Source organism: Lentzea sp. NBC_00516 (assembly GCF_036346835.1).
GTDB lineage: Bacteria > Actinomycetota > Actinomycetes > Mycobacteriales > Pseudonocardiaceae > Lentzea > Lentzea sokolovensis.
This window is the reverse complement of the sequence record NZ_CP107840.1, coordinates 9,513,580-9,540,497: the sequence shown is the minus strand read 5'-3', so window position 1 is coordinate 9,540,497 and position 26,918 is coordinate 9,513,580. Positions and strand designations below refer to the sequence as shown.

Annotated in this window: 30 protein-coding genes; 13 read left to right on the top strand and 17 right to left on the bottom strand. The window is 68.4% G+C overall.

Going from position 1 to position 26,918, the window contains the following annotated elements; genetic code table 11:
• Positions 1-69: 69 nt before the first annotated feature.
• Entirely contained in the window at positions 70-1,284 is a 1,215-nt protein-coding gene (locus OG205_RS44510; protein ID WP_330273754.1) for an HNH endonuclease signature motif containing protein, read from the bottom strand.
• Positions 1,285-1,567: 283 nt separating this feature from the next.
• Here OG205_RS44510 and OG205_RS44505 point away from each other — a divergent pair, with 283 nt between their 5' ends.
• Both OG205_RS44505 and OG205_RS44500 read left to right on the top strand, forming a co-directional pair.
• Positions 1,568-1,843, top strand: a complete 276-nt coding sequence (locus OG205_RS44505; RefSeq protein ID WP_330273753.1) for a hypothetical protein — start codon at positions 1,568-1,570, stop codon at positions 1,841-1,843.
• A 26-nt stretch (positions 1,844-1,869) separates the two neighbouring features.
• Positions 1,870-2,154: a hypothetical protein gene (locus OG205_RS44500; RefSeq protein ID WP_330273752.1), complete on the top strand. Its 285-nt coding sequence runs from the start codon at positions 1,870-1,872 to the stop codon at positions 2,152-2,154.
• Positions 2,155-2,207: 53 nt separating this feature from the next.
• On the opposite strand, the gene OG205_RS44495 is transcribed toward OG205_RS44500, so the two are convergent.
• From OG205_RS44495 to ruvC, 7 genes are all read right to left on the bottom strand, one after another.
• Positions 2,208-2,699 (bottom strand): adenine phosphoribosyltransferase, encoded by a 492-nt coding sequence (locus OG205_RS44495; RefSeq protein WP_330273751.1) that lies wholly within the window; start codon positions 2,697-2,699, stop codon positions 2,208-2,210.
• Positions 2,700-2,722: 23 nt separating this feature from the next.
• The gene (secF, locus tag OG205_RS44490; protein WP_330273750.1) at positions 2,723-3,877 is read right to left on the bottom strand and encodes a protein translocase subunit SecF; all 1,155 of its coding nucleotides are present in this window, start codon (positions 3,875-3,877) and stop codon (positions 2,723-2,725) included.
• Between the two features lies 1 nt (position 3,878).
• A complete protein-coding gene (gene secD / locus OG205_RS44485) occupies positions 3,879-5,672 on the bottom strand; it encodes a protein translocase subunit SecD (RefSeq protein WP_330273749.1) in 1,794 nt (597 codons plus the stop codon).
• Between the two features lie 129 nt (positions 5,673-5,801).
• A complete protein-coding gene (gene yajC, locus OG205_RS44480) occupies positions 5,802-6,152 on the bottom strand; it encodes a preprotein translocase subunit YajC (RefSeq protein WP_330273748.1) in 351 nt (116 codons plus the stop codon).
• Between the two features lie 94 nt (positions 6,153-6,246).
• A complete protein-coding gene (ruvB, locus tag OG205_RS44475; RefSeq protein ID WP_330273747.1) occupies positions 6,247-7,260 on the bottom strand; it encodes a Holliday junction branch migration DNA helicase RuvB in 1,014 nt (337 codons plus the stop codon).
• Entirely contained in the window at positions 7,257-7,838 is a 582-nt protein-coding gene (gene ruvA, locus OG205_RS44470; protein ID WP_330273746.1) for a Holliday junction branch migration protein RuvA, read from the bottom strand. Before ruvA ends, ruvB begins: the two co-directional genes overlap by 4 nt.
• Positions 7,839-7,944: 106 nt before the next feature.
• Positions 7,945-8,514, bottom strand: a complete 570-nt coding sequence (ruvC, locus tag OG205_RS44465; protein WP_330273745.1) for a crossover junction endodeoxyribonuclease RuvC — start codon at positions 8,512-8,514, stop codon at positions 7,945-7,947.
• 146 nt (positions 8,515-8,660) lie between these two features.
• On the opposite strand from ruvC, the gene OG205_RS44460 reads away from it, so the two are divergent.
• From OG205_RS44460 to OG205_RS44450, 3 genes are read left to right on the top strand one after another with little or no spacing between them, the layout of a single operon-like run.
• Complete coding sequence (locus OG205_RS44460; protein ID WP_330273744.1) at positions 8,661-10,145, top strand: diguanylate cyclase domain-containing protein; 1,485 nt, start codon at positions 8,661-8,663, stop codon at positions 10,143-10,145.
• Positions 10,142-10,573, top strand: coding sequence for a cupin domain-containing protein (locus OG205_RS44455; RefSeq protein WP_330273743.1), 432 nt, complete (start codon positions 10,142-10,144; stop codon positions 10,571-10,573). The genes OG205_RS44460 and OG205_RS44455 overlap by 4 nt, the downstream gene beginning before the upstream one ends.
• Before the next feature lie 19 nt (positions 10,574-10,592).
• Positions 10,593-11,396, top strand: a complete 804-nt coding sequence (locus OG205_RS44450; RefSeq protein ID WP_330273742.1) for an alpha/beta fold hydrolase — start codon at positions 10,593-10,595, stop codon at positions 11,394-11,396.
• Here the strand turns inward: OG205_RS44450 and OG205_RS44445 are convergent.
• Together OG205_RS44445 and OG205_RS44440 are read right to left on the bottom strand one after the other, a co-directional pair.
• On the bottom strand, positions 11,383-11,985 hold the full coding sequence (locus tag OG205_RS44445) for a hypothetical protein (RefSeq protein ID WP_330273741.1): 603 nt from the start codon (positions 11,983-11,985) through the stop codon (positions 11,383-11,385). The two genes, OG205_RS44450 and OG205_RS44445, sit on opposite strands and share 14 nt — an antisense overlap.
• Positions 11,986-12,004: 19 nt before the next feature.
• On the bottom strand, positions 12,005-12,688 hold the full coding sequence (locus tag OG205_RS44440; protein ID WP_330278371.1) for an SDR family oxidoreductase: 684 nt from the start codon (positions 12,686-12,688) through the stop codon (positions 12,005-12,007).
• Between the two features lie 50 nt (positions 12,689-12,738).
• Here OG205_RS44440 and OG205_RS44435 point away from each other — a divergent pair, with 50 nt between their 5' ends.
• Complete coding sequence (locus OG205_RS44435; protein WP_330273740.1) at positions 12,739-13,773, top strand: serine hydrolase; 1,035 nt, start codon at positions 12,739-12,741, stop codon at positions 13,771-13,773.
• 111 nt (positions 13,774-13,884) lie between these two features.
• Here OG205_RS44435 and OG205_RS44430 read toward each other — a convergent pair whose 3' ends face one another.
• The 3 genes from OG205_RS44430 to OG205_RS44420 are packed head-to-tail and all read right to left on the bottom strand — an operon-like array spanning position 13,885 to position 16,842.
• On the bottom strand, positions 13,885-14,691 hold the full coding sequence (locus OG205_RS44430; RefSeq protein ID WP_330273739.1) for a sugar phosphate isomerase/epimerase family protein: 807 nt from the start codon (positions 14,689-14,691) through the stop codon (positions 13,885-13,887).
• Positions 14,673-15,677, bottom strand: a complete 1,005-nt coding sequence (locus tag OG205_RS44425) for a dihydrodipicolinate synthase family protein (protein WP_330273738.1) — start codon at positions 15,675-15,677, stop codon at positions 14,673-14,675. Before OG205_RS44425 ends, OG205_RS44430 begins: the two co-directional genes overlap by 19 nt.
• A gap of 22 nt (positions 15,678-15,699) precedes the next feature.
• On the bottom strand, positions 15,700-16,842 hold the full coding sequence (locus OG205_RS44420; protein WP_330273737.1) for a Gfo/Idh/MocA family protein: 1,143 nt from the start codon (positions 16,840-16,842) through the stop codon (positions 15,700-15,702).
• A gap of 122 nt (positions 16,843-16,964) precedes the next feature.
• On the opposite strand from OG205_RS44420, the gene OG205_RS44415 reads away from it, so the two are divergent.
• The 3 genes from OG205_RS44415 (at position 16,965) to OG205_RS44405 (ending at position 20,422) form a co-directional block, all read left to right on the top strand.
• Positions 16,965-17,981: a LacI family DNA-binding transcriptional regulator gene (locus OG205_RS44415; RefSeq protein ID WP_330273736.1), complete on the top strand. Its 1,017-nt coding sequence runs from the start codon at positions 16,965-16,967 to the stop codon at positions 17,979-17,981.
• A gap of 108 nt (positions 17,982-18,089) precedes the next feature.
• On the top strand, positions 18,090-19,400 hold the full coding sequence (locus tag OG205_RS44410; RefSeq protein ID WP_330273735.1) for a hemolysin family protein: 1,311 nt from the start codon (positions 18,090-18,092) through the stop codon (positions 19,398-19,400).
• The gene (locus OG205_RS44405; RefSeq protein ID WP_330273734.1) at positions 19,397-20,422 is read left to right on the top strand and encodes a hemolysin family protein; all 1,026 of its coding nucleotides are present in this window, start codon (positions 19,397-19,399) and stop codon (positions 20,420-20,422) included. The genes OG205_RS44410 and OG205_RS44405 overlap by 4 nt, the downstream gene beginning before the upstream one ends.
• Here the strand turns inward: OG205_RS44405 and OG205_RS44400 are convergent.
• Both OG205_RS44400 and OG205_RS44395 read right to left on the bottom strand, forming a co-directional pair.
• Positions 20,419-20,757, bottom strand: coding sequence for a cupin domain-containing protein (locus tag OG205_RS44400; protein ID WP_330273733.1), 339 nt, complete (start codon positions 20,755-20,757; stop codon positions 20,419-20,421). The two genes, OG205_RS44405 and OG205_RS44400, sit on opposite strands and share 4 nt — an antisense overlap.
• Positions 20,757-21,533, bottom strand: a complete 777-nt coding sequence (locus OG205_RS44395) for a carbon-nitrogen hydrolase family protein (RefSeq protein ID WP_330273732.1) — start codon at positions 21,531-21,533, stop codon at positions 20,757-20,759. The genes OG205_RS44400 and OG205_RS44395 overlap by 1 nt, the downstream gene beginning before the upstream one ends.
• On the opposite strand from OG205_RS44395, the gene OG205_RS44390 reads away from it, so the two are divergent.
• A complete protein-coding gene (locus OG205_RS44390; protein WP_330273731.1) occupies positions 21,502-22,206 on the top strand; it encodes a GntR family transcriptional regulator in 705 nt (234 codons plus the stop codon). The genes OG205_RS44395 and OG205_RS44390 overlap by 32 nt on opposite strands.
• Here OG205_RS44390 and OG205_RS44385 read toward each other — a convergent pair.
• Positions 22,167-23,528: an MFS transporter gene (locus OG205_RS44385; RefSeq protein WP_442916688.1), complete on the bottom strand. Its 1,362-nt coding sequence runs from the start codon at positions 23,526-23,528 to the stop codon at positions 22,167-22,169. The genes OG205_RS44390 and OG205_RS44385 overlap by 40 nt on opposite strands.
• Before the next feature lie 46 nt (positions 23,529-23,574).
• Here OG205_RS44385 and OG205_RS44380 point away from each other — a divergent pair, with 46 nt between their 5' ends.
• From OG205_RS44380 to OG205_RS44370, 3 genes are all read left to right on the top strand, one after another.
• On the top strand, positions 23,575-24,270 hold the full coding sequence (locus tag OG205_RS44380; protein ID WP_330273729.1) for a DUF2848 domain-containing protein: 696 nt from the start codon (positions 23,575-23,577) through the stop codon (positions 24,268-24,270).
• An 88-nt stretch (positions 24,271-24,358) separates the two neighbouring features.
• Positions 24,359-24,955 carry a dihydrofolate reductase family protein gene (locus OG205_RS44375; protein WP_330273728.1) on the top strand — a complete coding sequence of 199 codons (597 nt, stop codon included), beginning with the start codon at positions 24,359-24,361 and terminating at the stop codon, positions 24,953-24,955.
• Entirely contained in the window at positions 24,933-25,436 is a 504-nt protein-coding gene (locus OG205_RS44370) for a GNAT family N-acetyltransferase (protein ID WP_330273727.1), read from the top strand. Before OG205_RS44375 ends, OG205_RS44370 begins: the two co-directional genes overlap by 23 nt.
• On the opposite strand, the gene OG205_RS44365 is transcribed toward OG205_RS44370, so the two are convergent.
• Positions 25,433-26,899, bottom strand: a complete 1,467-nt coding sequence (locus OG205_RS44365) for a multicopper oxidase family protein (protein ID WP_330273726.1) — start codon at positions 26,897-26,899, stop codon at positions 25,433-25,435. The two genes, OG205_RS44370 and OG205_RS44365, sit on opposite strands and share 4 nt — an antisense overlap.
• Between the last annotated feature and the right edge of the window lie 19 nt (positions 26,900-26,918).

The following is a 26,918-nucleotide window of genomic DNA, read 5'->3' as shown; positions in this document are numbered from 1 at the left end:
GGTAGGCATTGACCCTCCTCCACGAACCTGCTCATTCGGGTGAAAACGGTTGCTCGCGCGCGGGTGTCATCAGGCGACTTCGCGGTGGTCTGGGTGGGTGTTGGTTCTGGGAGTGCGGGTGGGGTCGAGCCAGGCGGGCGGGGTGAACGTCGGGGTGCCATTGAGGAGCCTTACCTCCCATTCGCTTTGGTGGATCAGGGTGTGGTGGTGGCGGCACAGCAGGGCCGCGTTCTCAACTGATGTGCCGCCGCCCTCGGACCAGAATCTGATGTGGTGGGCGTCGCAGTGCTTGGGCGGGCGGTCGCAGCCCGGGAACGAACAGCCCTGGTCTCTGGCGACCAGGAGGCGGCGGATCGAGGCCGGGAAGGTGCGGGTCTTGCGGCCGATGTCGACGTGCTCGGAGCGGCCGCCCAGTACCACCGGGATGACGCCGGCGTTGCAGGCCAGGCGGCGGACCAGCTTGGCCTGCACGCGCTCGCGGGTGTCCAGGGTGGCGAAGCCGGTCTGCTCGGCCAGGTCGCGGTAGGCCATCGTCAGGGTCAGCGTGACCGGCTCGCCGCCGTGTTCGGGGAGGCGGTCGGCACGCAGCATCAGGTCGATCAGGTCGGCGAAGGCGTCGCCTTCCCGTTCGGCGCGCGTGCGGGGGTCCTGGCCTTCTTCCGGGGTGGTCGGGCGGGGTTTGGCCAGCGGGTCGATCATCGCTTCGAACTTGGCTCCGGCGATCTTGTCCAGCTTCGCCGACACCTCCAGCTGGTCGCCCTTCCACTCCATCCGCAGCCGGTTGACCGGCGGCGCCGGAACAGCCTCACCCGGCTCCGCGTCCTGCTGGTAGAGCCGGTACGCCAGCTCTTTGCCGAACGCGCGCACCGCACTGGGCTCGTTGGCCTGGGCGAACTCGACCACAGGCCCCTCAGCCTCAGGCGGCAGATCCTTCATCACCTCGGCCACAGCCGAGATGTGCTCCCCGGAGAGCGCGCCCTCCGCCACCACAGCGGCGGTGACCGGCAGCTCCGGCTCCACACGCGAACCGGACGGCGTGAGCTGGTGGGTCAGCAGCTCGGCTCGCGCAACCCACTGACGCGCGGTCTTCAAGTCCCACCGCACGGCATGACGCAACACGTGCGCCACATTCCTGTACCCCAGCTCGGTTGCCGCTCCGCGCCTCTCCAACTCGGCGATCTTCTGCATCATCACATTCTCAAGAACGCGAATTTCCACCACGTCTCCGACGACTGCGGCAAGCAGTTCGTCGGTAGACAGAAGGCAGAAGTCTCGTTCGCTCATGCGTTCGACACTACCGCAAGATCACGACATAAAAGCACGTCAGCGGCCACACGTTCGGGTGAACGACCTAGCCAATGGCCATAGGTTCCGTTAGTGCACATCTCTCTAGACGCAACGCAACCACTAGCAACCACGCACGCACAGAAACGCGAAATACGCACACAAACCACGCCCCGCAACCACCAACGCAAACAAACCACAGAAATGCAGTCCGGCACACGCCCGACGAAGGAGGGCATGTGCCGGTTCGGCGCAGCCGTGCACTCCTGGAACACTCGGCACGGTGAGGACTCTGATCTGGTGCGCCGCGATGACGTTCGTGTGGCTGGGCACGATGGCGTACCTCGCCCTCGACGACCCCAGCTACGTCGACCAGCGGTCGATCATCGGCTCGACAGTCGGCTGGGTGGTCGCGACAGCACTCAGCTGGCTGGTGCTGCGCCGCGCAAAGACGCCAAAACTGTGGGAGATCGCGGTAGTAACAGCACCGGCGTCACTGGTCACGCTGGTCTTCGTCAGCATCGGCGCCGCCTTCGTAGCCCCACCGCCGATCGCCTGAGATCGTCCGGCTGAGAAACTGAAGCCATGCACTCGCACCGCCCGATCTGGCACTGCCTGGCGTTCGCGGGCATCTGGTACGCCGCGATCGTCCTGCTCAGCCTGGTCACCAACGGCGGCAGCGAGGCTCTCCGCGCGGCGATGCTGGGCGTCGTCCCGTGGCTGGGCGCCTCGGCCGCCCTGATGCGGTTCGGGCACGGCGACATGAAGGCCTGGCGCCTGATCCTGCTGGGTCTGCCGATCTTCTACTTCCTGTGGGCGGTCACCGTGGTCTTCGCCTATCGGTTCATCGCAGAGCCAGTCACCGGCTGACACGCAAAAGGGACCGGCGACAACGTCACCGGTCCCCTCGCAAGCAAAGTCCTCTACACGGCCAGCAGAGCGCTTACCTCGCGGCCCGCCAGCCGGGAGCGTCCGCCCAGAGCGGTGATCTCCAGAACCACGGACACACCAGTCACGATGCCGCCGGCCCGTTCGACCAGCGTGCACGCGGCCTCAGCGGTGCCGCCGGTGGCCAGCACGTCGTCCACCACCACAACACGCTGCCCAGGCAGGATCGCGTCCGCAGGAAGCTCCAGAGACGCCGTGCCGTACTCCAGTTCGTACGACTCCGAGTCGGCGACGACCGGGAGCTTGCCCGGCTTGCGCAGCGGCACGACGCCGTAGCGCCAGCCGTAACCCAGAGCAGCACCCAGGAGGAAGCCGCGCGCCTCGATGGCGGCGATCACCTGGGTGCTGTCGTCGATCTTGTCCTGAAGGGCGTCGACCACGGCGCGCAGGGCGTCCGGGTCGGTGAGAACCGGCGTGAAGTCCCGGAAGACGACCCCTGGCTTGGGGAAGTCCGGGACTTCACGCATCAGTCCCAGAGCACGATCCAATTTCAACGCTGACGCTTTCCGGTCGGACGGCGGCGGGCGTCGCCTGCCTTGGCGGTGCGGTGAGGCACCGAGGCAGCCGCGGCGTACGCCTCTTCCTTGCGCAGGTCGGCGTTGAGGGCCTCGTCGTCGACCGACTCGATGCCCTCGGCGACCTGCGGGCCCGTGGCCTTGGCGCGGCGGGTGGCCACGCGCTTGGCCTGCGCGATGTACTTCGGGTCGCGCATCTTCAGGTCCACCAGCACCGGGGTGGCGAGGAAGATCGAGGACAGGGCGCCGATGAACATGCCGACGAGCTGCACGAGCGCCAGGTCCTGCAGGGTGCCGACGCCCAGGATGCCGACGCCGACGACCAGCAGGCCGATGACCGGGAGCAGCGCGATCAGCGAGGTGTTGATCGAGCGCATCAGGGTCTGGTTCAGCGCCAGGTTCGACGCCTCGGCGTACGTGCGGCGGGTCAGGCCCAGCAGGCCTCTGGTGTTCTCCTTGACCTTGTCGAACACGACGACCGTGTCGTACAGGGAGAAGCCGAGGATGGTGAGCAGACCGATCACCGTCGCCGGCGTCACCTCGAAGCCGATGATCGAGTACACGCCCGCGGTGATGATGACGTCGTGGAACACGGCGACGAGCGCGCCGACGGCCATCTGCCACTCGAAGTAGAACACCAGGAAGACCGTCACGGCGACGAAGAACCAGAACAGGGCCCAGAGGGCCTTGCCACTGATCTCACCGCCCCAGGACGCGGAGACGGCGCTGTCGGAGATCGCCGTCTGACCGCCCTGCGGGTTGGTGTCCTGCGCGAGAGCCGTCTTGAGCGTCGCGACCTCCGCGACGTTCAGCGCCGGCGACTTGAGCTGGATCGACGCGCTGGCGCCGGAGCCGACGGCCTGCACGGCGTTCGGCTTCTTGCCGGGCAGGGCCTTCGCGTAGACGTCCTCGACGGTGCTCGTCGTGATGGTCTGGCCGCTGGCCGACACGGACGGCATCGAGATCTTGGTGCCGCCCTCGAAGTCGATGCCGAGGTTGAAGCCCTTGAACACCATCGAGCCGATGCAGACCAGCAGGATGATGCCCGAGACGATGTACCAGCGGGTGCGCTTGCCGACGATGTCGAAGGCGCCGTTGCCCACGTAGAGGCGTGAGAACACGCTGCTCATGTCAGGCCTCCTTCACGGCGGTCGTCTTGCCGGTCGAGGTGGCGCGGTGCGATGCGCCCTCGCGGGCGGCACCTCCCAGGCCCGACAGGCTCGAGTTGGAGAGGAGCTTGGACTTCGACGCGATCGCGACCAGCGGGTGCGTCACGAGGAACACGACCACGAGGTCGAGGACCGTCGACATGCCCAGGGTGAACGCGAAGCCCTTCACCTGGCCGACCGCGATGATGTACAGCACGGCGGCGGCGATGAAGCTGACCGCGTCGGCGGAAAGGATCGTGCGGCGCGAACGGACCCATGCGCGCGGCACGGCCGAACGGAACGTGCGGCCCTCACGCACCTCGTCTTTCAGTCGTTCGAAGAAGACGATGAACGAGTCCGCCGTGATACCGATGGCGACGATGAATCCGGCGATACCGGCCAGGTCGAGCGTGAAGCCGATCAGGCGGCCCAGCAGGACGAGCACCGCGTAGATGACGACCGCGGACAGGACCAGCGACAGGATCGTCAGGATGCCGAGCAGGCGGTAGTAGAACAGGCAGTAGACGAAGACCAGCGCGAGGCCGATGCCGCCGGCGATGAGACCCGCCTTGAGCGACTGCAGGCCGAGCGTCGGGGAGATCGTCTGAGCCTCGGACGAGTCGAAGGACAGCGGCAGCGCGCCGTACTTCAGCGTGTTCGCGAGGTTCGTGGCTTCCTTCTGCGTGAACTTGCCGCTGATCTCGGTGGAGCCGCCCGCGATGGCCGACTGGATGGTCGGCGCGGACATGACCTCGCCGTCGAGCACGACCGCCACGGCCTGCTGGACGTTGGCCGAGGTGAACGAGCCCCACTTGGTGCCGCCCGCGGACTTGAAGTCCAGGTTGACGACGTAGCCGGTGCCGTTCGGGTTCTTGTTCGCGACGGCGTTGTTGATGTCCTCACCGGTGAGGCGGGAGTAGTTCGTGTAGTCGTCCGCCTTGGTCTCGGTGTCCTCCTTGGGAGGGTTGACCGGGGCCAGCGTGTACTTGAACTCGCCCTTTTCGTCACAGGTGACGAGAGGCTTGTCCAGGTCGTCGTTGCCGCGCAGCGGGTCGGGCTGCGAGCAGTCGAGCATGAGCGCGGCCTGCTGCAGGATCTGCGGGTCGGTCGCCTGGCGGAGGGCCTTCGCTTCCTGGATCTCCTTCGCGACCTTCGGGTCGACGTTGGAGGGAGCGGACGGCGTGCTGGGCGGCGCGCTGGCGTTGCTGGACGGCGCGGCGCTGTTCGACGGCGGCGTGCTGGACGGCTGCGCGGCCAGGTTCGGCGCGGGGCGGCCCTGCGGAGCACCGCTCGACGGCGGCGGGCTGCCGGCGCTCTCGCTCGGCGGCGTCGACGGAGGCGTGCTCGCACTGCCGGACGGCGGCGCGCTCGTCTGGGTCTGCGGCACGGCGCCCGCGGGCACCGGCTGGCCGATGACCTTGCGGAACGCGAGGCGAGCGGTCTGGCCGAGGCCCTTCGCGCCTTCGCTGTCCGCGCCCGGGACCGTGATCACCAGGTTGTTGCCGTCTCGCACGACCTCGGCACCGGAGACGCCGAGACCGTTCACGCGGACCTCGATGAGGTCACGTGCCCGGTTGAGCGCTTCCTCGCTCGGCTGTGCGCCGTCTTCCTGCCGAGCTGTCAGGGTGACGAGAGTGCCGCCCTGGAGGTCGATTCCGAGCTTGGGTTTGGCCGAACCGTTCCCGGTGAGAAACACCAGGGCGTAGAGCGCGACCACGATGAGGACAAAACTCGCCAGATACTTCGCAGGGCGAATTTGCCCGGCCGGAGGTGCCACGATCCGTCCGTCTCCTAGTAGCTATGGTTTCCGAGCGCGCAGCGTAACGCGCGCCGCGTGAGCTGCGCGTCACTACCTGGAGTTGGCGGTGTTCACAGTTGCCAACTCCAGGTGTCACGGGCCTGTTGGTTACTTCTTGGCGCCGTGGTCCAGGGGCTCGGCGACCTGTGCGGTGGTCGCGGGCACCTCTTCCTCGACGTCGTCGGTCTTGTCCTCGACCACTGCCTCGTCGGTCTCGGCGACCTTCTCGCGAATGGCGGCACGCAACCAGCGCGTGACGACGCCTTCGGAGATCTCGATGTCGATGGTGGTGTCGTGGCTCGCGTCGGCAACGGTGCCGTACAGGCCGGACGTCGTCATCACCTTGTCGCCGGGGGCGAGCGAGTCCTGCAGGTTCTTCTGCTCGGCCATCGCCCGCTTCTGCTTGCGCGCGCTGAGGAACAGCGGCACCGCCAGCAGAACCAGAAGCAACGGGAACATCAAAGACGAAAGGTTGCCCATCATTCTCCGATCAGGTGGACATGCCTTCGACGCACGTCCGATATGTCCAGGTGCTTTTACCGATTGTGCCAGGTCACCACAGTTGATCACCGGCGGGCGGCTCCAGCCCCAGGTGGTACCACGCGGCGGGCGTCGCCACTCGGCCGCGCGGTGTCCGGGCCAGCATGCCAGCCCGCACCAAATACGGTTCGCACACCTCTTCCACGGTGGTCGGTTCCTCACCGACCGCGACCGCGAGGGTGGCGACGCCGACCGGGCCGCCGTTGAAGCTCTTGACCAGGGCGTTCAACACCGCGCGGTCGAGCCGGTCGAGGCCCAGTTCGTCGACGTCGTAGACGACGAGGGCCTGCTTGGCGATGTCCTCCGTCACCTTTCCGTCGGCCCTGACCTCCGCGAAGTCGCGCACACGGCGCAGCAGGCGGTTCGCGATGCGGGGGGTGCCGCGGGAGCGACCGGCGATCTCGATGGCGGCGTCCTCGGCGAGGTCGACGCCGAGGATCTTCGCGCTGCGCTTCACGATCAGGTCGAGCTCTTCCGGCGTGTAGAACTCCATGTGCCCGGTGAAGCCGAAGCGGTCGCGCAGCGGTCCCGTGAGCGCACCGGACCTGGTCGTGGCCCCCACCAGCGTGAACGGCGCGATGTCGAGCGGGATGCTGGTCGCTCCAGGGCCCTTGCCGACCATCACGTCGACGCGGAAGTCCTCCATCGCGAGGTACAGCATCTCCTCCGCGGGCCTCGCCATGCGGTGGATCTCGTCGATGAAGAGGACGTCGCCCTCGACGAGGTTCGACAGCATCGACGCCAGGTCGCCGGCACGTTCCAGGGCGGGGCCGCTCGTGATGCGGATGGCGGCGCCGAGCTCCTTGGCGATGATCATGGCCAGCGAGGTCTTGCCCAGGCCGGGAGGGCCGCTGAGCAGGACGTGGTCCGGGGCCGTCCCTCGCCTCATCGCGCCCTGCAGGACGAGTTCGAGCTGCTCGCGCACGCGCTGCTGACCGACGAACTCGTGCAGGTCGGCCGGGCGCAGGCTGGTCTCGAGATCGCGTTCGGCCGGTGCGACGTAGGGGCTGAGCTCGTCCTCGGTCACTTGCGCCCCAGGGTCGCGAGCGCACGGCGCAGGACGGCGGACGTGGACTGGTCCGGGTTCGCGGCCAGCACGCTGTCGACCGTGGTCTCCGCGGACTTGGCGGGGAAGCCGAGGCCGAGGAGCGCCTCCACGACGTGGTCACGCGTCTGGCTGTGCGCGGGCGTCGTGGGCGCGGCGAGCTGACCGACCTTGTCGCGCAGCTCGATGATGAGGCGTTCCGCGCCCTTCTTCCCGATGCCCGGGACCTGCGTGAGCACGGTGATGTTGCCTTCGGCGAGCGCGTGGCGGAGCTTGTCCGGCTCCAGGACCGCGAGGGTGGCCAGTGCGATGCGCGGGCCGATGCCGCTGACCGTCTGGAGCAGGCTGAACAGCTCGCGCGCCTCGGCGTCGGCGAACCCGAACAGGGTGAGGCTGTCCTCGCGGACGATCAGGGTGGTGGCGAGGCTCGCCTCCTCGCCGCGGCGCAGGGTGGCGAGCGTGGTCGGCGTCATCTGGACGGCGAACCCGACGCCGCCCACCTCGACGACGGCGTGGTCGAGGCCGACGTGCTGCACCTGGCCGCGCAGTGACGAGATCACCTGTGTCCTCCGGACTTCACGCTCACGCAGGCGTCCCCTCGCGAAGGGGACCCCTTGATTTCATTCTTCCAGCCGACCCTGACAATTTCGGCGCGCACTGAAGCCGTCATGACCCGCTCCGGCGAGCCGCCTCTGCCAGCTTCGCCTTGTGCACGCGGGCGAGTTCCGCCGCACGGGCCTGCGCCTCTTCCAGCCTGTTGCGCATCGGCGCGCGCCAGTGGTGGCAGATCGCGATGGCCAGCGCGTCCGCCGCGTCGGCCGGCTTCGGCGCGACCTTCAGGCCGAGCAGCTTGGTCACCATCGCGGTCACCTGCGCCTTGTCCGCGCGGCCCGAACCCGTGACAGCGGCCTTCACCTCGGACGGCGTGTGGAACTCGACCGGCACGTTTCGTTGCGCGGCAGCCAAAGCGACGACGCCCGACGCCTGCGCGACCCCCATCGCGGTGCGGACGTTGTGTTGCGCGAAGACGCGTTCGATGGCGACGACCTGAGGTTCGTAACGGTCCAGCCACACGCAGACGCCGTCGTACAGCTCATGAAGGCGCACGGACAGCGGAGCGTCAACGGGCGTGCGGACGACATCGACGGCCACGGCGCGCACGACTCGGCCTGGTCCGCCGTCGACGACGCCGAAGCCGCACCTGGTCAGACCGGGGTCGACCCCGAACACCCGCACAACAGCTCCCCGGATCGCTGAACGAACAACAGTTCGAACCATATCCGGTGCACCGATAGGGGACTTGCACCGACACGGACCGACACGGTTCGACAAGTCCACGCCGCCGTTACTACGGTGGTCGGGTTTCGATCACGGGAGTCACGGTGAAGAGGTTCTGGATCGTCGCGGGGTGGGTCGGCACCTTCATCGCGATCGCCATCCTCACCGCCCTCTCCGCGCCGCGCGATATCGGTATCGCAATCGACAAAGTCGTGCAGCTGGTGTTCGCCATCGCGGCGTTGGTCGCCTACGCGCGGGCACGCGACCGTTGGATGACGGCGGCGATGATCAGCCTGAGCGTCGGGTTGTCCGCGTGGATCTGGGGCCAGCAGATCATGGGCGTGCAACTGCCGTCGTCGACGATCGCGCCGATCGGCTTCACGATGGTGCCGGTGCTCTGCCTGGCCGCCGTGATCGCGAAGGCGCAGAAACGCCGTTCCGACGACCTGCTGCCGAACTACCGCAGCCGCACGGTGCTCGTGCTCGACGGGCTGATCGTGATCGGGTCGCTGTTCGTGCTGACGTGGGTGTCGGCGCTGGAGTCGCTGACGCGGGCATGGGCCACCGAGGGTCCCGGGTTCGCCACCGTCGTCGCGCATCCCGCCGCGTACCTCGTGCTGCTCGTGGCGATCGTGGTGATGTCGTGGACGCATCAGGCCGTGCGTCAGTGGCCGATGTTTTTCGTCGCGCTGGCCGGTATCGCGCAGTCGTCGTCGGGCTGGGTGTTCGCGTTCTACATCTCCAAGGGCAACACGGCGATCCCGGCGGCCGCGGACATCGGTTTCATGCTGTGCCCGGCGTTCTTCCTGCTGAGCGCGCTGGCCCCGGTGCGCAACCTCGAAGCCACGTCCGGCCGCATGCGCACGGCCGACCTGCTGCACCTGCTCGTGCCGTACCTGCCGCTCGCGATCACCGGCCTGTTCGTCATCTGGAACACCGCGACGGGTGGCCGCCTCAACCCGGTCGAGATCTACGTCGGGCTTCTGGTCGTGTGCCTCGTGATCGTGCGTCAGCTGCTCACGATGATGGACAACGTACGGCTGATGGACCAGCTCCGCGTCTCTCGCGAGGAGCTACGGCACGAGGCGACGCACGACCCGTTGACCGGCGTCGCGAACCGCTCGCTCTTCCGCGAACGGCTGGAGCGCGCGCTCGCGGTTCGTGACCGCGCGAAGCCGTTGATCCTGCTGTTCATCGACGTGGACGGCTTCAAGGCGGTCAACGACAACAACGGGCACGCCGAGGGCGACATGGTTCTGCGCAATGTCGCCGCACGGCTGGAGAACAACGTCCGGCCCGAGGACACCGTGGCGCGGCTCGGCGGTGACGAGTTCGGCGTGCTGATCGACGGCGGCGACGCGGACGAGATCGGCGCACGGCTGCTGGACGCGTTGGGGCATCCGCACGAGGTGCTCGGCCGGGTGCATCGGGTGCACGCCAGCATCGGTGTGGCGCAACGGTTCTCGTACGATCCCAAGATCACTGCCGACGACGTGCTCGGGGCCGCGGACGCCGCGATGTACACGGCGAAGCGGCTCGGCAAGGGCATGGTCGTCGTGCACGGTTCCCCGCTTCCGGAGATGACGTGACCCCAGAGCAGTTGATTTCCGCGTTGAACATGCAGGAGTTGCCCGTCGAGGGCGGGTACTTCGCGCAGACGCACCGGTCCGACGAGGTGTCCGCGATCGCGTACCTGTTGCGCCGCCCGGACTTCTCCGGCATGCACGTGCTGAAGCACCTGGAGATCTACCACTTCCACGCCGGGTCGCCGTTGCGGATGCTGCTGCTGCACCCGGACGGCACGGTGACCGAACCGGTGCTGAGCGCGTCCAACCCGCAGGTCGTGGTGCCCGCGGGCGTGTGGCAGGGCAGCACTCCGGCCGGCGACTGGTCGTTGGTCGGCACGGTCGTGGTGCCGCCGTACACCGACGACATCGTGGAGTTCGGGCACGCGGACGACCTGTGCGCGCGTTATCCCTCACACGCTGCCGCCATTCGACCGTTGTGCAGGTTCTAGCGTCTCTAAGATCGTCGGAATGGCGCTTGTCCCGCTCAACGGCATCGAGCTGAACGTCCAGACCGAGGGTTCCGGTGACCTCGTCGTGCTCGTCATGGGCACCGGCAGTCCCGGCAGGGTCTGGCGCACCTACCAGGTGCCCGCGCTGGTCAAGGCCGGTTACCGCGTCGCGTACTTCGACAACCGCGGCATCAGGCCGTCGTCGGAGTGCGCCGGGGGTTTCACGCTCGACGACATGGTCGCCGACACCGCCGCGCTGATCGAGCACCTGGGCGGCCCTGCGCACGTGATCGGCACGTCGCTGGGCGGGCGCATCACCCAGGAACTGGCGCTGGCGCATCCGTCGCTGGTGCGCAGCGCGGTGATGATGGCGACCGCCGGCCGTCCCGAACCGGTGCAGCAGGCGTGGTCGCAGGCGCTGTGCGACCTGCACGACAAGGGCGTCGAGGTCCCGCTGGCGTTCTACTCGGCGGCGTCGGTGGTCCGGAACCTGTCACAGGCGACCCTGGCCGACCCGATGGTCGCCGGCGACTGGTTGCAGATGTACGAGTTCGCCGGGGCGTCGCTCGGTGCGGGCGAACGGATCCAGCTCGGCCTGGCCGAGTACGACACGCGTCTGGAGGCCTACCGCGCCATCGCCGTGCGGTCGCTGGTGATCGGGTTCGCCGACGACCTGGTGCTGCCGCCGCGGCTGTCGCGCGAGGTCGCGGACGCGATTCCCGGCGCCCGGTACGCCGAGGTCGCGGACGCCGGGCACGTCGGGTACCTGGAGCGGCCGGACGAGGTGAACCGGCTGCTGGTCGAGTTCCTCAGCGGAGCGTGAACTCGTAGGTCTCGTCGACCATCCGCGCGAGGAACCGGTCGCGGTCGAACTCCGGGTCCTCGTCCATGCCGGGCGGCGGCACGTGCACGAAGCTGAAGTGGCCCGCCTTCGGCACGATCCGCAGGTCCACCTCGGCCGGAGCGGTCTTCAGGACCTCCACTTCGGACGCCGGGACGAACGTGTCCAGTTCGCCGACGTAGGCGAGGATCGGCACCTTCACCGCGTCCAGCGCGCCGGGGGCCGCGAACCAGCCGGCGGGTGGCGTGTAGAGCACCAGGCGGCTGACGCGGGAATCCCTTGGCACGTCAAGGGGCTCGCGTTCCTTGCTCCACGGCGTCGCGCCCGCGAGGCACAGGCCCGCCCAGGCGCCGATCGAGTGGCCGATCACGGCCACCTCGGCGTCCGGGGCGACGTCGCACAGGGCCTCGACCAGGCCCAGCGGCCGGGCCAGGTAGTCGTCCCAGGTCGCCTGCTGCGGGTGCAGACGCGGGAAGGACGGTGCGATCACCTGGTGGCCCTGAGTGGTGAAGTGGTCCAGGAGCGGGCGGTGCCGTTCCGGGTCACCACCGCCTCCGACAGCGAAGAGCACGATCAACGAAGTACCCCCGTCAGCGATGCGCGGCCTGTCCTGTCGGCCGCAGCAGGATCTCGTTCACGTCCACAGTGGACGGTTGGGACACGGCGTAGAGCACCGCCCTGCCAACGTCTTCCGGTGCCAGCTTCGGGTCGTCCACCCGCGACGCCGGGATGGCGTCGGTGTCGACCAGGCCCGGCTGCACCACCGTCACCCTAACCCCGGTGGCCACCGCCTCGGCGCGGATCGCCTGCGCCAGACCGGTGATCGCCCACTTCGTCGCCGAGTACAGGTTGCCCGGCCGGACGCCACGGCCGGCGGCGGAACCGGTCATCACCAGGTGGCCGCCAGAGCGGATCAGCGCCGGCATCGCGGCACGGGCGGTGAACGCGGGACCGCAGACGTTCGTGACGACCATGTCCGTCCACTCCGACGGCTTCGCGCCAGCGTCCGAGACGAACGACGTGTCGACGGAAACTCCAGCGTTCGCGAATACAACGTCGATCCGGCCCCAGCGGGACTCCACTCGGGACATGAGATCCTGCACGGAATCCCAGGAAGAGACGTCGCATCGGGCGTCCCAGCCGCGATCTCCGACAGATTCTTCGGCGCTGCGGGAGGCCCTGACCACGCGATACCCCGCCTGAGCTGCGAGAACAGCGGTCGCCGCCCCGATTCCGCGGGAAGCGCCGGTCACCACGAAGACGTGTTCCATGATCCGGAACCCTAGTCAGGGAAACGTCAGGGGCGCCTGTTTTGATACCGCTCATGACTTTGAACCGCAGGTCCGTGTTCGGGCTGGGAACCGTCGCGGCCGCGACGGCCGTGCTCGGCTCCAACGGTGCAGCACAAGCCCAGGAAGACGCGGAGGTAGAGATCGAACGCTCCCCGGCGACGGCCGACCGGTCGCGCAAGCGCGTGGCCCAGATCTACCGGCGGCAGACCCGCAAGGCGAAGGGCAGCTGGTCGTCGCTGATCACGGTCGCCGATCTCGACGGGACGACGAAGGCCGCCGTCGACGAGGACGCCGACAAGGTGGTCGAGGCCTACAGCGTCAACAAGATCGCTGTCGCGGTCGCCGTGCTGGACAAGGTGGACCGGGGGCTGATCAAGCTCGACCAGACGGTCACCGTGTCGGCCGCCATCGTCATCCAGGACACCGACGGCATCTTCGCGCTCGACGGCGCGTACCCGAGCGAGGTCACCGTCGGCCACGCGCTGGCGAACCTGCTGACCGTTTCGGACAACACCGCGGTCCGCCTGTGCGGCCTGGTCGTGCCGGCGCTGGAGCTCAACGAGATCCTGCGGTCCAAGGGCTTCGTGCACACGCAGGTCGTTCCGGTCGCGAACCCGAACCGGTTCTTCCTCGGCACCACGACGGCGCGCGAGACGCACACGTTGCTGCAGAAGCTGGTCGACGGTCAGCTGCTGTCCGCGGCGTCCACCGCGTACCTGCTGAACATCCTGCGTGCGACGGCGAGCTTCACCGACGGCGTGCGGCTCAACCTCACGACGAACGAGCGTCTGCGCGTCGCGACGAAGGCCGGTTGGTTCGAGGACGGCCGCAACGAGGCCGGGATCATGTTCAGCGCGGACAACCGGGCGATCCTGATCTACTCGATGTTCGCGTCGGGGACCTTCGCCGGCGACAAGGCCGTGAACGACGAGGACTTCAGCACCACGCACCCGGCCGTCGCGGCCCGCGCGGAGCTCGGACGGTCCATGTTCGACGCCGTCATCAAGATCACGACCACGAAGCCGAAACACCGTGCAAAGGTTTACAGGTTCGTCAACGGCGGCTGATTGCCGAGATTTATCTGAAATCTGGACCAAAGAGCGCTGATTTTCGGATATACACAAACCAACGCCGGGGTCGGTCGTCGCCGCCGTCGACGACCGGCTTCCCCGCGTTGGTCAGAGCGCCGGTTCCACAATGTCGTGGTACCTGCGCGTCACCTCTTCGATCACCTCGTCGAAGTCCGCCGCCCAGATGGCCGCGTTGAAGATCTCCACCTCGACGTCCCGCGAATATCCGGTCGCGGCGACGTGCCGTGTCAGGCGGTCCAGGTCGATGTCACCGTCACCGGGATAACCGCGTCCGAGCAGCACATCGGCGGGCACGGGCGTGAGCCAGTCACACACCTGGTACGACGCGATGTGCGGCCCCGCGCGCACGATCTGCGCGTCCAGATCGGGGTCCCACCACACGTGCAGCGCGTCCACGACGACGCCGACCGACTCGTGCTGTTCGGCGATGTCCAGCGCCTGCGCCAACGTCGACAGCACGCCGCGGTCCGCGCAGAACACCGGATGCATCGGTTCCAGCGCCAGGATCACGCCCGCCTGCGCCGCGTACACCGACAGTTCCGCGATGGCATCGGCAACGCGCTGACGTGCACCGATGATGTCCTTGTCGGCCTGCACTCCACCGACGACCATGACCAGCGTGTCGGTGCGCAACGCCGCCGCCTCGTCGATCGCACGGCGGTTGTCGTCCAGCGCGCTTCGGTTGTCCACGGCCGTGAGGAACCCTCCGCGGCACAACGACGACACGCGCAGTCCGGCGTCCGCAACGAGTTTGGCCGTGCGTTCCAGGCCGTGGTCGGCGACGGGTTCGCGCCACAGTCCGATCGACTCGATGCCGTGCCGCGCACAACCTTCGACCGCCTCGGCGACCGTCGCGCGTTTGATCGTGGCCTGGTTCAGCGAGAGGCGAGCCATTGGCTCCACCGCCGTTCCGCGAACTCCGGTTCGATCACGCCGGCGATCTCCGCGAGACGTTTCGCCTCGGCCAGGTGCTCGACGCTGCGCGCGGATTCCAGGCCGCCGAGGAGTTGGAATCGTTCCTGATGCCCGGCCAGCCACGCCAGGAACACGACACCTGTTTTGTAGTAGTAAGTCGGCGCGCTGAACAGATGACGGGACAACGGAACCGTCGGCGCCATGATCCGGTGGAACTCGTCGGTGTCACCCTCGGCGAGTTTCGCCAGCGCACGAGCGGCCACCGGGGCGATCGGGTCGAAGATGCCGAGCAGCGCGTGGCTGTGGCCCTGCTCATCGCCCGCGATCAGGTCCGGGTAGTTGAAGTCGTCGCCGGTGTAGCAGCGGACGTTGCCCGGCAGCGCGCGCCGCAGCCCGATCTCGTGGTCCGCGTCGAGCAGCGAGACCTTAACGCCGTCGATCTTGTCCGGCCGCGAGTGGATGATCTCCAGGAAGTTCCGGGTGGCCTGCGGGATCTCCCCCGCACCCCAGTAGCCCTCCAGCAACGGGTCGAACGCGGTGCCGAGCCAGTGCAGGATCACCGGTTCGCTGACGCGGTCGAGCAACGTGCCGTAGACCTTCTCGTAGTCCTCGGGACCACGTGCCGCCGCCGCGAGTTGACGTGAGCACATCAGCACGGGCTGTGCACCGGCTTCCTGGACGATGTCGAGCTGTTCCAGGTAGGCGTTCAGCACGTCGTCGAGGCCTGGCTCACCGGTGAGGTGGTCGGTCGCGACGCCCGCGCAGATCCGTCCCGCCTTCTCGGCGGCGCTGCGGCGGATGAGCTCGGCGGCCGTCGGCCAGTCCAGGCCCATGCCACGTTGCGCGGTGTCCATGGCTTCCGCGACACCGAAGCCGTGCGACCACAGGTGGTGCCGGAACGCGAGAGTCGCGTCCCAGTCCACTGTGCGTTCGTCCTTCGCCACAACGTGTGCAGCGGCGAACACGATCCGATCACCTTGATTTTGGCTAGACATCCGCGATCTCCACCCTGCGACCCTCCGAAGAGGACTGGAGACCGGCGGCGGCCAGCGCGACGCCCCGTGCCCCGGCGCGGAAGTCGTGCGGGAACGGCGTGCCGTCGTAGACGTGCCGCAGGAACTCCGCCCACTGCACCTTGAAGCCGTTGTCGAACTCCTCGTTGTCCGGCACCTGCTGCCACTGCTCGCGGAACGGGTGCGTGACCGGCAGATCCGGGTTCCAGACGGGTTTCGGCGTGACGGCGCGGGTCTGCGCGAAGCACTCGCGCAGACCCGCGACCGCACTCCCCTCGGTGCCGTCCACTTGGAACTCGACGAGCTCGTCGCGGCGCACGCGCACGCACCAGGACGAGTTGATCTGGGCGATGACGCCGTTCTCGATCTCGAAGATCCCGTACGCGGCGTCGTCCGCGGTCGCCTCGTAGGCGTTGTTCTGCTCGTCCCAGCGGGTTGGAATGTGCGTGACGGCCTTCGCCGTAACGGCCTCGACCCGGCCGAACAGGTCGTGCAGCAGGTAGCTCCAGTGGCAGAACATGTCGGAGACGATGCCGCCGCCGTCCTGCGCCCGGTAGTTCCAGCTCGGGCGCTGCGCGGGCTGCCAGTCGCCCTCGAAGACCCAGTAGCCGAACTCGCCGCGCACGCTGAGGATCCGGCCGAAGAAGCCGCCGTCGATGAGCCGCTTGAGCTTGCGGATGCCCGGCAGGTACAGCTTGTCCGCCACCACGCCGTGCTTCAGGCCCAGCGAGTCGGCCAGGCGTCCGAGCTCCAGCGCCTGCTCGACGGTGTCCGAGACCGGCTTCTCGGTGTAGACGTGCTTGCCGGCCCGCAGCGCCTTGGTGATCGACTCGACGTGCCTCGACGTGACCTGCGAGTCGAAGTAGATCTCCACGGACGGGTCCGCGAGCGCTCCGTCGAGGTCCGTCGTCCAGTGCGCGAGGTCGTGCCGCTCGGCGATCTCCTTGAGCTTGTCGGCGTTGCGGCCCACGAGGACCGGTTCCACCTTCAGCACGGTCCCGTCCTGCAACCGCACGCCCTCGTCGCGCAACGGCAGCAGTGAACGGACCAGATGCTGGCGGTATCCCATCCGCCCCGTGACGCCGTTGACCGCCACGCCAATGGTCCTGACCGCCATCGCACCTCCCTGGTAGCAGCGCTGGAAAGCGCTTTCCCGCCACGCTAATCGCGGTCCTTGACGGCCGTCAACCTCCTCGCGAGTTAGTCTCAGCGCTCACATGCACGTTGACGGAGGTGGTCGTGTCCGCCCGACAGGTGACGCTCGCCGAGGTGGCGAAGCAGGCGGGTGTGTCGCTGGCGACCGCTTCTCGCGTGCTCAACGGCAGCACGCGGCAGGTGAGCGAGGATCTGAGCGAGCGGGTCCTGCGCACCGCGGAGGAGCTCGGCTACGTGCCGAACGCGTCCGCGCAGGCGCTGGCCCGCAACTCCAGCTCGCTGGTCGGGCTGGTGGTCCACGACATCACCGACCCGTACTTCTCGTGCATCGCGGCGGGGGTGACGAAGGTGGCCGAAGCCGCCGGGCTCTCCGTCGTCCTCGGCACGACCGGGCGCCGTCCCGAGCGTGAGGCGGAGCTGCTCTCCACTCTGCGTGCGCATCGGGCCCGTGCGGTGGTGCTCGCCGGTTCCCGCACCACGGACCGTGCGGCGCAGTCGCGGCTCGCGGCCGAGATCGACGCGTTCACCGAGCAGGGTGGGCGTGTCGCGTGCGTGTCGCAGGCGAAGCTCGGCACCGACACGGTCGTTCCCGGCAACCGTGCGGGTGGTCGCGCCCTGGCCCGTGCGCTGGCCGAACTCGGGCACAAGAAGTTCGCCGTATTGGGTGGACCTTCCGAACTCGTGGTGGCCCGCGACCGGCTCGCCGGGTTCAAGGCAGGCCTCGCGGACGCCGGGATCGCGCCGCCCACGGTGATCAACGGTGCCTTCACCCGGGACGGCGGGTACGCCGCCGCGATGGAGCTGCTGGCGTCGAAGTCGCGCTCTACCTGCGTGTTCGCCGTGACGGACGTCATGGCGATGGGGGCCATGGCCGCGCTGCGCGAACGTGGCGTGCGCATCCCGGAGGACATCTCGATCGCCGGGTTCGACGACATCCCGACGCTGCGCGACACGGTTCCGGCGCTGTCCACCGTGCGACTGCCGCTGGAGGAGATGGGCGAGATCGCCGCAGGTCTCGTGCTGGACGCCGGGGGTGACGAGGCCCGCACCGTCCGTGTGGCGGGTGAGGTGGTGCTCAGGGCCTCCACTGCCCACAATTAGACTCGTCTGGCTATTCACGTACTTAGTCATGAGGAGTTGAGCCGTCCCCATGGGGTCTGGCCCTGGCTGGCATACCAACCCGGTCATCCGCTCGCTTGGAGCGCGTAGGTGACCGGAATACTTCTGAGCGTGCTCGGTCTGGTCGCCGTCGTGGCGCTGACCGCGGGCACCTTCATCGCGGTGGCGGCGGAGTTCTCGCTGACCGCGCTGGAACGGAGCACCGTCGAACGCCACGTCGCCGAGGTCGGCGACGCGAAGGCGCGGACCATCGACCGTGCGCATCGCACTCTCTCGTTCCAGCTCTCCGGCGCACAGCTCGCCATCACGCTGACCACGCTGATCACCGGTTACATCGCGGAGCCCGCGATCGCGAACCTGATCGAGCCCGGACTCACCGCGGTGGGCGTGTCCGAACCCGTGGCCGACTGGTTGTCGCTGGCCCTCGCGCTGGCGATCGCCACGGCGTTGTCGATGGTGTTCGGCGAGCTCGTGCCCAAGAACCTGGCGATCGCGAAGCCGTTGGAGACCGCGCGGGGCGTGGTCAGCATCCAGGCCGGCTTCTCCACGGTCTTCCGCTGGTTGATCAACTGGATGAACAACTCGGCGAACTGGCTGGTCCGGCGCCTGGGCGTCGAGCCGGTCGAGGAGCTGGCGTCCGCGCGGTCGCCCGAGGAGCTCGGCGCGCTGGTGCGCAGTTCGGCCGAGCACGGCACGCTGGACCAGGGCACCGCGGTGCTGCTGGACCGGTCGCTGCGCTTCGGCGACAGGACGGCCGGCGAGCTGATGACGCCGCGCGTGCGGGTCGAGGCGTTGCGCGCCGACGCGACGGTCGCGGATCTCGTGCTGAAGGCGCGGGAGACCGGCTTCTCGCGGTTCCCGGTGCACCACGGCTCGTTGGACGAGGTGAGCGGGATCGTGCACGTGAAGCAGGCGTTCGCCGTGCCTTCCGCTTTGCGCGTGTCCACTCCCCTGTCGGCGTTGACCCGGCCCGTGTACTCGGTGCCGGAGACGCTCGAAGGCGACGCGCTGCTGGACCGGCTGCGGGCGTCCGGGCTGCAGACCGCGCTGGTCGTCGACGAGTACGGCGGCACGGCCGGGCTGGTGACGCTGGAGGACGTGGTCGAGGAGATCGTCGGCGACGTGCGCGACGAACACGACCGCGGTGAGGCGGCGCCGGTGCGTTCGCTGGGCAAGGACAGCTGGATCGTGTCCGGGTTGCTGCGCGACGACGAGGTGGCCGAGGCGACCGGGTTCACCATGCCCGAGGGCGACTACGAGACGCTGGCCGGCCTGGTGCTGGCGCGGCTCGGGCGGATTCCGGACGTCGGCGACGAGATTCGCGTCGACGGGTGGAGGGTGACCGTCATGAGGATGGACAAGCACCGCGTGGCCGAGCTGCGGGTGGTGGCGTCCTCATGAACTTCCTCATCATCGCTTTGCTGCTGGCCGGTAACGCCTTCTTCGTCGGTGCCGAGTTCGCGGTGATCACCGCGCGCCGGGACCGGCTGGAAGCGTTGGCGGACAAGGGTTCTTCGCGGGCCCGTACCGCGATCAAGGCGTCGCAGCAGCTGCCGTTGCTGATCGCGGGCGCGCAGCTGGGCATCACGTTGTGCTCGCTGGGCCTGGGTGCGATCGCCGAGCCCGCGCTGGCTTCTGTGCTGGAGGGGCCCCTCGGGGCCGTCGGGTTGCCGTTGGCCGTGGTGCACGGTGTGGCGTTCGCGGTGGCGTTGGTCATCGTCGTCGCGCTGCACACGATCCTCGGCGAGATGGTGCCGAAGAACCTCGCGATCGCCGGTCCCGAACGGGCCGCGGTGTGGCTGGTTCCGGTGCACTACGGGTTCTCGCGGATGATCGCGCCGGTGTTGGCGCTGTTCAACGCTGTGGGCCGGTGGGTGCTGCGCCGGTTCGACGTGGAGCCGGTCGACGAGTTGGAGTCGGCCTACACGCCGGACGAGCTGGCGTTGCTGATCGGCCAGTCCCGGTCAGAGGGGCTTTTGGAGGACTCGGAGCACCGGCGGCTGGCGCAGACGTTGTCGTCGGCCGCGCGCACGGTCGCCGATGTCCTGGTGCCGCTGGAGAAGCTGACGACGGTGTCGGCCACGCCGACCGTGGGCGAGATCGAGAACGTGGTCGCCACGACCGGGTTCTCGCGCTTCCCCGTGCTCTCCGACTCTCGGCTGATCGGATACCTGCACGTCAAGGACGTGCTGGACCTGGAGGGCGCGACGACCTCGGTACCGCGTGATCGTGTGCGCGGGTTGCCGGAGGTGCCCGTCGACGCCCGTCTGGACGAGGCACTGGCCGCGTTGCGCCGGGCCCAGTCGCACCTCGCGCGCGCGGTGGCTGCCGACGGCACGGTGATCGGTGTCGTGGCGTTGGAGGACCTGGTGGAGGAGTACGTGGGCACCGTGCGAGACGGCACCCACGTGCGCTGGGTCTAGAGGCTTTGGCCGGGGGCTGTGCGGATTTCCAGCATCGTGCAGCCCTCGTCCGTCCGATAGGGACCGTGGGGCATTCCGGGGCGGCGGCTCGCGAAGTCGCCCGCCCGGAACGTCCTGTCCAGCGTCAGGTCGGTGAGGTCGCCTTCCAGCAGGTAGACCTCCTCGTGGTAGTCGTGGCGGATCACGCCTTGGGTCTCCAGGCCCGGTTCCCAGCGCGCGATTCTCGTGAGGGTCGAGGTGTCCGGGTCGCGGCTCAGGACGCGTTCGGTGATGCCCGGATCGGCCGGTCGCCAGTCGATCGCCTCGACCGGGAAGAACTCGTGTTCCTCGCGCATCACAGCCTCCGGTTGGCCAGGACGGGCAGCTTCGCGCGGACCTCGTCGACGAGGTGGGTGTCCACATCGGACAGGATCGTGCCGGGGGCGCCGCCGAGCCGCTCGCGCACCGAACCGATCGGGTCGGCCACGGCGCTGCGGCCGATTCCCGTGGGGGCGGAGCCGTGATCGGTGTCCGGGTCGGCCTGGCCGCAGGCGAGGATCCAGGAGGTCGCGTCCAGGGCGCGGGCCTGGACCAGCAGGTCCCACTGGTCTGCCTTGCCGGGGCCCGCTCCCCAGGAGGCGCCGAGCAGGATGACCGGCGCGGTGGTGGCGAGGGCGCGGAAGAGTTCGGGGAACCTGACGTCGTAGCAGGTGGCGAGGCCGATCGTGGTGCCGTCGACCTCGAACGTCACGGGCTTCTCGCCGGGGGTGACGGTGTCGGACTCGCGGAAGCCGAACGCGTCGAACAGGTGGATCTTGTCGTAGCCGAGGTGCAGGCCGGCGCCGGTGACGAGCGTGGTGTTGGTGACCCGGTCGCCCTCGCCGGGCGTGAACATCCCGGCGACCACGACGACGTTGTGCTCGTCGGCGATCTCGCGGACCGCCGTCGCCCACGGGCCGTCGAGGGGTTCGGCGATCGGCTTCAGTGGCACGCCGAAGCGGCACTGGGTGGCTTCCGGGAACTGCGCCACGCGTGCGCCATTCGCAGCAGCGGCGGCTACCTCGGCGCGGACGGTGGCAAGGTTCTCCTGCGGATCAGCGGTGGAACTGATCTGGCACAACGCGAAGCGCATGATCCTCCTCTGGTATACATGTTGTATGCAGGGTGCGGCCAGGGATAGCGACAGTCTGTCTGGCAGAGAAAAGGCCTACGAGTTCCTCAAGGACACGATCCTCGCCGACCCTGAGATGCAGGGGCGGTTCATCAGCGAGCAGGACGTCGCCAACCAGATCGGCGTCTCCCGCACGCCGATCCGCGAGGCCCTGCTGCTGCTCGCGGCCGAAGACCTCGTGCAGCTCATGCCGAAGAAGGGTGCGTACGTCGCGCCGTTGTCCTCGCGGCAGATCAGCGAGTTGATGGAGCTGCGCGGCGTCGTCGAGCGGTACGCCGCCGAGCGCACGATGTCCGAGGGCACCGTTCCGTTGCGGCAGATGCAGGAGCTCGTCGAGCAGCAGCGGTTCCTGGTCGAGGACGCCCGGCAGTTCATCGACGTCGACAGGCAGTTCCACGCGCTTCTGGTGGCGGCGACGGGCAACGAGCTGTTGACGAAGACCTACGAGGGGTTGCGCGCACGGCAGGTGCGCGCGGGTGTGGTCGCGTTGTACCGGGCGCACGGCAGGCAGCAGGCCGTGATCGACGAGCACAACGAGATCGTGGCCGCGCTCGAGTCCGGAGACGTCGGCGCGGCCACCGCGGCGATCACCGCTCACTTGGACACCACGCTGAAGGTGCTGCTCAGCGGCTGAATCTCGTCTTCCGGCTGAGGATCGCGGCCGAGCCAGAGCCCTGCCAGCGTCACCACGCACGCCACCGAGACGTAGAGACCGACGATCACCCACGTGCCGAACCCGGCCAGCAACGCGGTGAAGAGCAACGGGGCGATCGCGCCACCGATCACGCCGGCCAGCGTGTAGGCGAGCGAGCTTCCGGTGTAGCGCAGGCGTTCGGTGAACTGCTCGGCGATGAACGCGGCCTGCGGCCCGTACATGAACGCGTGGAAGGCCAGTCCCACCACGACACCGAGCACGATCAGCGGCCACGACTTCGTGTCGATCAGCGGGAACAGCACGAACGGCCAGATCGCGCCGCACACCGCGGCCGCCGCGTAGAGGCCGCGCCGGTTGACCCGGTCGGACAGCCAGCCGGCGAACGGCATCAGGAACAGCTGGAAGCCCGAGGCGATCAGCACGGCGACGAGGCCGACGTTGCGCGGCAGCTTCAGCTGGGTCGTGAGGTAGGTCAGCACGAACACGGTGTGCAGCGCGTACAGCACGTCCGGGCCGACGCGGCACAGCACGGCGGCGACCAACGGCCGGGTCTGGGTGCGGAACACCTCGCTGATCGGCGCGGACGGGCGGTCGCCGCGTGCCTCGATCGCCTTGAAGACCGGGGTCTCCTCCAGCTTCACCCGGATCCACAGGCCGAAGATCACGAGCACCGCGGACAGCAGGAACGCCACCCGCCAGCCCCACGACATGAACGCCTCGTCCGACAGTGCGACGCCGAGGAGCGCGAGCACGCCGTTCGCCATCAGGTTGCCGGCGGGAGGACCGATCTGGGCGGCTGACGCCCAGAAGCCGCGCTGCTTCGGGTTGCCGTACTCGCTGGACAGCAGCACCGCGCCGCCCCACTCGCCGCCCAGGCCGACGCCCTGCGCGAACCGCAGCAGCACCAGCAGCGCACCGGCCGCGGGGCCGATCGCGGCGTGCGTGGGCAACAGGCCGATGAGCAGCGTCGCGATGCCGGTGATCAGCAACGTCGTGACGAGCACGCGTTTGCGGCCGATCTTGTCGCCGAGCCGGCCGAACAGGAATCCGCCCAGCGGACGGGACAGGTAACCGACGGCGTACGTCGAGAACGCGAGCAACGTCGCGGTCAGCGGTTCGGAGCTCGGGAAGAACAACGGGCCGAGCACGACGGCCGCGGCGACGTTGTAGATCGCGAAGTCGTACCACTCCAGGGCGGTACCGGAGAGCGAGGCCACGAAGGCGCGCACCAGGGCCGAACGAGGCACGTCCTGTGGCGTTCCCGTATTCGATGTGGCTGTCGTTGCTGAATCAGGCGGCATGGCGTAATACTGCCTGTATACAACTCGTATGCGCAAGGAGTACCGGATGTCCACCGCTTGTACGCTGGTCTTTGATCTTCCCGACGGCAGCACCGCCGAGGTCGCCGTGACGACCTTGCTGAACGGCGGATACGCAGGTCGCAGCCAGGACGACGTGGCCGCTCACGTGCGCGAACTCGCCGAACTGGGTGTGCCCGCACCGTCTGTGACGCCGAGCCTCTACCCCGTGTCGCCGTACCTCGCGCAGCAGACCTCGACGGTTCCCGCGCAGCACGGCAAGACGTCCGGCGAGGCCGAGTGGGCGTTGATCGTCCCCAATGATTTCGAAGCAGGTTCAGATGTGCTGCTGACGGTCGCATGCGACCACACGGACCGCGCGCTGGAAGTGCACGGCGTCGCGTGGAGCAAGAACGCCGGCCCGGACGTGCTGGGGCGCAAGGCGTGGCGGTTGTCCGAGGTGGAGGACCGGATCGACGAGATCGAGCTCACGGCGTGGGCGGACGGCGTGGAGATCCAGCGCGGCACCCTCGCCGAGCTGCTCACCCCGCGGTACTGGGTGGAGCGGTTGCGCGAGCTGGACCTGCTCAAGCCCGGCACCGTGCTGCTGTCCGGCACGATCCCGATGCACCACGGCGTGGACCAGTTCGCGGCGAAGTGGCGGGTCGAGCTGCGCGACCCGGCGACCGGTGATGTCATCGACTGCGACTACGAGGTCACCAGGCTGCCCGAGCCCATCGGCTGAACCGGTATGTGCCCCCGGCGATCGTGTCGATCCGGAGGCCGGCGTGTTCGACGTACCTGTGAAGGAACACGACACAGGGAGGCACAAGATGGGCAAGGTCTACACGGGCGCCAGCACCTCGATCGACGGCTACGTCTCCGGCCCGGACTTCTCCGGCTTCGACAAGCTGTTCGCCTGGTACGAGGCGGGCGACGTGGCGTTCACGGTCCCGACCGGCACCATGACCTTCCACCTCACGCCGGCCAGCGCCACCTACTTCGGCGGGCTGATCCAGGCGACCGGCGCGTTGGTGGTGGGGCGCAAGCTTTATGACTTCACCAACGGCTGGGGCGGCCGGCACCCGATGGGCGTGCACACCGTCGTGCTCACCCATCGGCCGTTGGAGGACAACGAGCACTTCACGTTCGTCACCGGTGGCATCGAGGAAGCAGTGGCGGTGGCGCAGAAGCACGCGGGCGAGAAGGTCGTCGGCCTGAACTCCGGCGAGATCGCGCGGCAGGCCATCGACGCGGGCCTGGTGGACGAGATCTTCCTCGACCTGGTGCCGGTGATCCTCGGTGGAGGCACGCCGTTCTTCGCGCCCGGCAAGGGGTACGAACTGGAGGGCCCGGTCTCGGTCGTCGAGAGCGCCTCCGTCACGCACCTGCGCTACAAAGTGAAGTATGAAGCTCCGGAGACTGAGTGACGCCGACGCGCCGGAGCTGTTCCGAGCCGTCACGGAGTCGCTCGAGCATCTGCGCCTTTGGATGCCGTGGGCTGCCAACGGCTACGACGCGTCGATGCTGGCGGAATTCCTCGACGGAGCCGCCACGGGCTGGGACCGCGGGACGCTGTTCCCCCACGCCATCACCGTCGACGACGCGATCGTCGGTCTGGTGACCGCGAACCGGAACCACGGGGACGATCTCGTGGAGATCGGCTACTGGCTGCATCCGGCGCACACCGGGCAGGGTCACGCCACGGCGGCGACCGCCGAACTGGTCGAGTTCGCGTTCGCGCTGGACGGCGTGCGCCGGATCCAGATCTGGCACGACGAGGCCAACGTCGCGAGCAGCGGGGTGCCGCGGCGCCTCGGGTTCACCGAGATCGACCGCCGCACACCGCCGCGCGAACCCGCGATCGGCAACCGGGTCGGGGTGGACGTGGTGTGGGAGCTGCTGCGCTAGGGAACGATCTCCAGCTGCGCCATCATGCCGATCCACGAGTGCTCGAGGAAGTGGCAGTGGTAGACGTAGCGGCCGGCGTAGCCGGTGAACGTCGCCTGCACCTTCACGGTCTCCCCCGCCGTGATCGGGATGGTGTCCTTGAGGCCCGCGTCGCTCGGGTGGGGCGGGCCGCCGTTGCGTTCCAGCACGCGGAACTGCACGAGGTGCAGGTGGAAGTTGTGCTTCACGCCGGTCGGATCGGAGCTCTTGATGAGCCAGGTCTCGGTGGCGCCGCGTTTGATGGTGAAGTCGACGCGGTCCATGTCGAAGACCTTGCCGTTGATCACGCCGTCCGGGCGGTCGTTGGGCTTGAAGACGTAGAACAGGTCGACCTCGCGGTCCACTGTGGACAGCGGTAGCGCGGGCAGCGGGCGCAGCGCGGCCGGGACGCGGCTCGAGTCGGAGGCGCGGCGGACCACGTCGAAGCGGAGGATCTCGCCACCCACGGAGTCGGTCAGCGTGATCTTCGAACCGACCGGGTACTTCGAGAAGTCGACGACGACGTCGGCGCGTTCGGCCGAGGAGAGGAGCAGTTCCTCCGTCTCCACGGAGTTGGCGTACAGGCCGCCGTCGGAGCCGATGCGGGTGAACCTGTCGCCGGTCAGCCTGAGGTGGAAGATCCGCTGGTTGGCCGTGTTGATCAGGCGGAAGCGGTACTTGCGGGCGGCGACCTCGAAGTAGGGCTGGGGCACGCCGTTGGCGAGGACCGTGGTGCGCTTGCTCGGGTCGTCGAAGACCACGATGTTGCCGCTGTCGTCGAACTGGATGTCGCGCAGCATGATCGGGACGTCGTAGGCGCCGGACGGGAGGTTCAGGCCCCGCTCGGAGTCGTCCTCGATCACGTAGGCGCCGTGCAGTCCCAAGTAGACATGCGCGGCCTCGGTGCCGTGGCTGTGGTCGTGGTACCAGAGGGTCGTGCCCTGCTGGGAGTTCGGGTAGAGGTAGAGGCGGGTGCGACCGGGCTCGATGAGGTCCTTCGGGTGACCGTCGTGCTCGGGCGGCACGTGGCCGCCGTGCAGGTGGACGTTCGCGGCCTCGTCCATCTTGTTCTGGAACATGATCAGGGTCTTGCGGCCCGTCTTCGCCTTGATCGTCGGGCCGACGAACTGACCGCCGAAGCCCATGACCGGCGACTGCAGGCCGGGCAGGATCTCGGCGGTCGTGCGTTCGATCGAGAGCTGGTAGACCTCCTGCTTCGAGGTGGAGACCAGCGGTTTGAGCACGGGTGGGACGGGCATCGGGCGTGTCCACGGGACTATTTCCGGTCTGGTGCCCGAAAACGACTTCGACTCCTGGAACGCCACCGGCTCGTGCGCGGCGTGCGTCGTGTTCTCGTGTCCCTCGGCCGGCGCGAGCAGCTTCGGCACTCCGAACACTCCCGCCGCGATTCCGCCCGCGGCGAGCACACCTCGTCTGTTGAGCATCACTGTTCCCCTAAGCGCC

What these genes read in the sequence shown, in the direction of transcription:
- OG205_RS44510 (WP_330273754.1), bottom strand. Translation starts at nt 1,284, where the DNA reads ATGAGCGAACGAGACTTCTGCCTTCTGTCTACCGACGAACTGCTTGCC.
- OG205_RS44500 (WP_330273752.1), top strand. Translation starts at nt 1,870, where the DNA reads ATGCACTCGCACCGCCCGATCTGGCACTGCCTGGCGTTCGCGGGCATC.
- OG205_RS44495 (WP_330273751.1), bottom strand. Translation starts at nt 2,699, where the DNA reads ATGCGTGAAGTCCCGGACTTCCCCAAGCCAGGGGTCGTCTTCCGGGAC.
- secF (WP_330273750.1), bottom strand. Translation starts at nt 3,877, where the DNA reads ATGAGCAGCGTGTTCTCACGCCTCTACGTGGGCAACGGCGCCTTCGAC.
- yajC (WP_330273748.1), bottom strand. Translation starts at nt 6,152, where the DNA reads ATGTTCCCGTTGCTTCTGGTTCTGCTGGCGGTGCCGCTGTTCCTCAGC.
- OG205_RS44450 (WP_330273742.1), top strand. Translation starts at nt 10,593, where the DNA reads ATGGCGCTTGTCCCGCTCAACGGCATCGAGCTGAACGTCCAGACCGAG.
- OG205_RS44435 (WP_330273740.1), top strand. Translation starts at nt 12,739, where the DNA reads ATGACTTTGAACCGCAGGTCCGTGTTCGGGCTGGGAACCGTCGCGGCC.
- OG205_RS44430 (WP_330273739.1), bottom strand. Translation starts at nt 14,691, where the DNA reads ATGGCTCGCCTCTCGCTGAACCAGGCCACGATCAAACGCGCGACGGTC.
- OG205_RS44420 (WP_330273737.1), bottom strand. Translation starts at nt 16,842, where the DNA reads ATGGCGGTCAGGACCATTGGCGTGGCGGTCAACGGCGTCACGGGGCGG.
- OG205_RS44405 (WP_330273734.1), top strand. Translation starts at nt 19,397, where the DNA reads ATGAACTTCCTCATCATCGCTTTGCTGCTGGCCGGTAACGCCTTCTTC.
- OG205_RS44400 (WP_330273733.1), bottom strand. Translation starts at nt 20,757, where the DNA reads ATGCGCGAGGAACACGAGTTCTTCCCGGTCGAGGCGATCGACTGGCGA.
- OG205_RS44395 (WP_330273732.1), bottom strand. Translation starts at nt 21,533, where the DNA reads ATGCGCTTCGCGTTGTGCCAGATCAGTTCCACCGCTGATCCGCAGGAG.
- OG205_RS44385 (WP_442916688.1), bottom strand. Translation starts at nt 23,528, where the DNA reads ATGCCGCCTGATTCAGCAACGACAGCCACATCGAATACGGGAACGCCA.
- OG205_RS44380 (WP_330273729.1), top strand. Translation starts at nt 23,575, where the DNA reads ATGTCCACCGCTTGTACGCTGGTCTTTGATCTTCCCGACGGCAGCACC.
- OG205_RS44375 (WP_330273728.1), top strand. Translation starts at nt 24,359, where the DNA reads ATGGGCAAGGTCTACACGGGCGCCAGCACCTCGATCGACGGCTACGTC.
- OG205_RS44370 (WP_330273727.1), top strand. Translation starts at nt 24,933, where the DNA reads ATGAAGCTCCGGAGACTGAGTGACGCCGACGCGCCGGAGCTGTTCCGA.
- OG205_RS44365 (WP_330273726.1), bottom strand. Translation starts at nt 26,899, where the DNA reads ATGCTCAACAGACGAGGTGTGCTCGCCGCGGGCGGAATCGCGGCGGGA.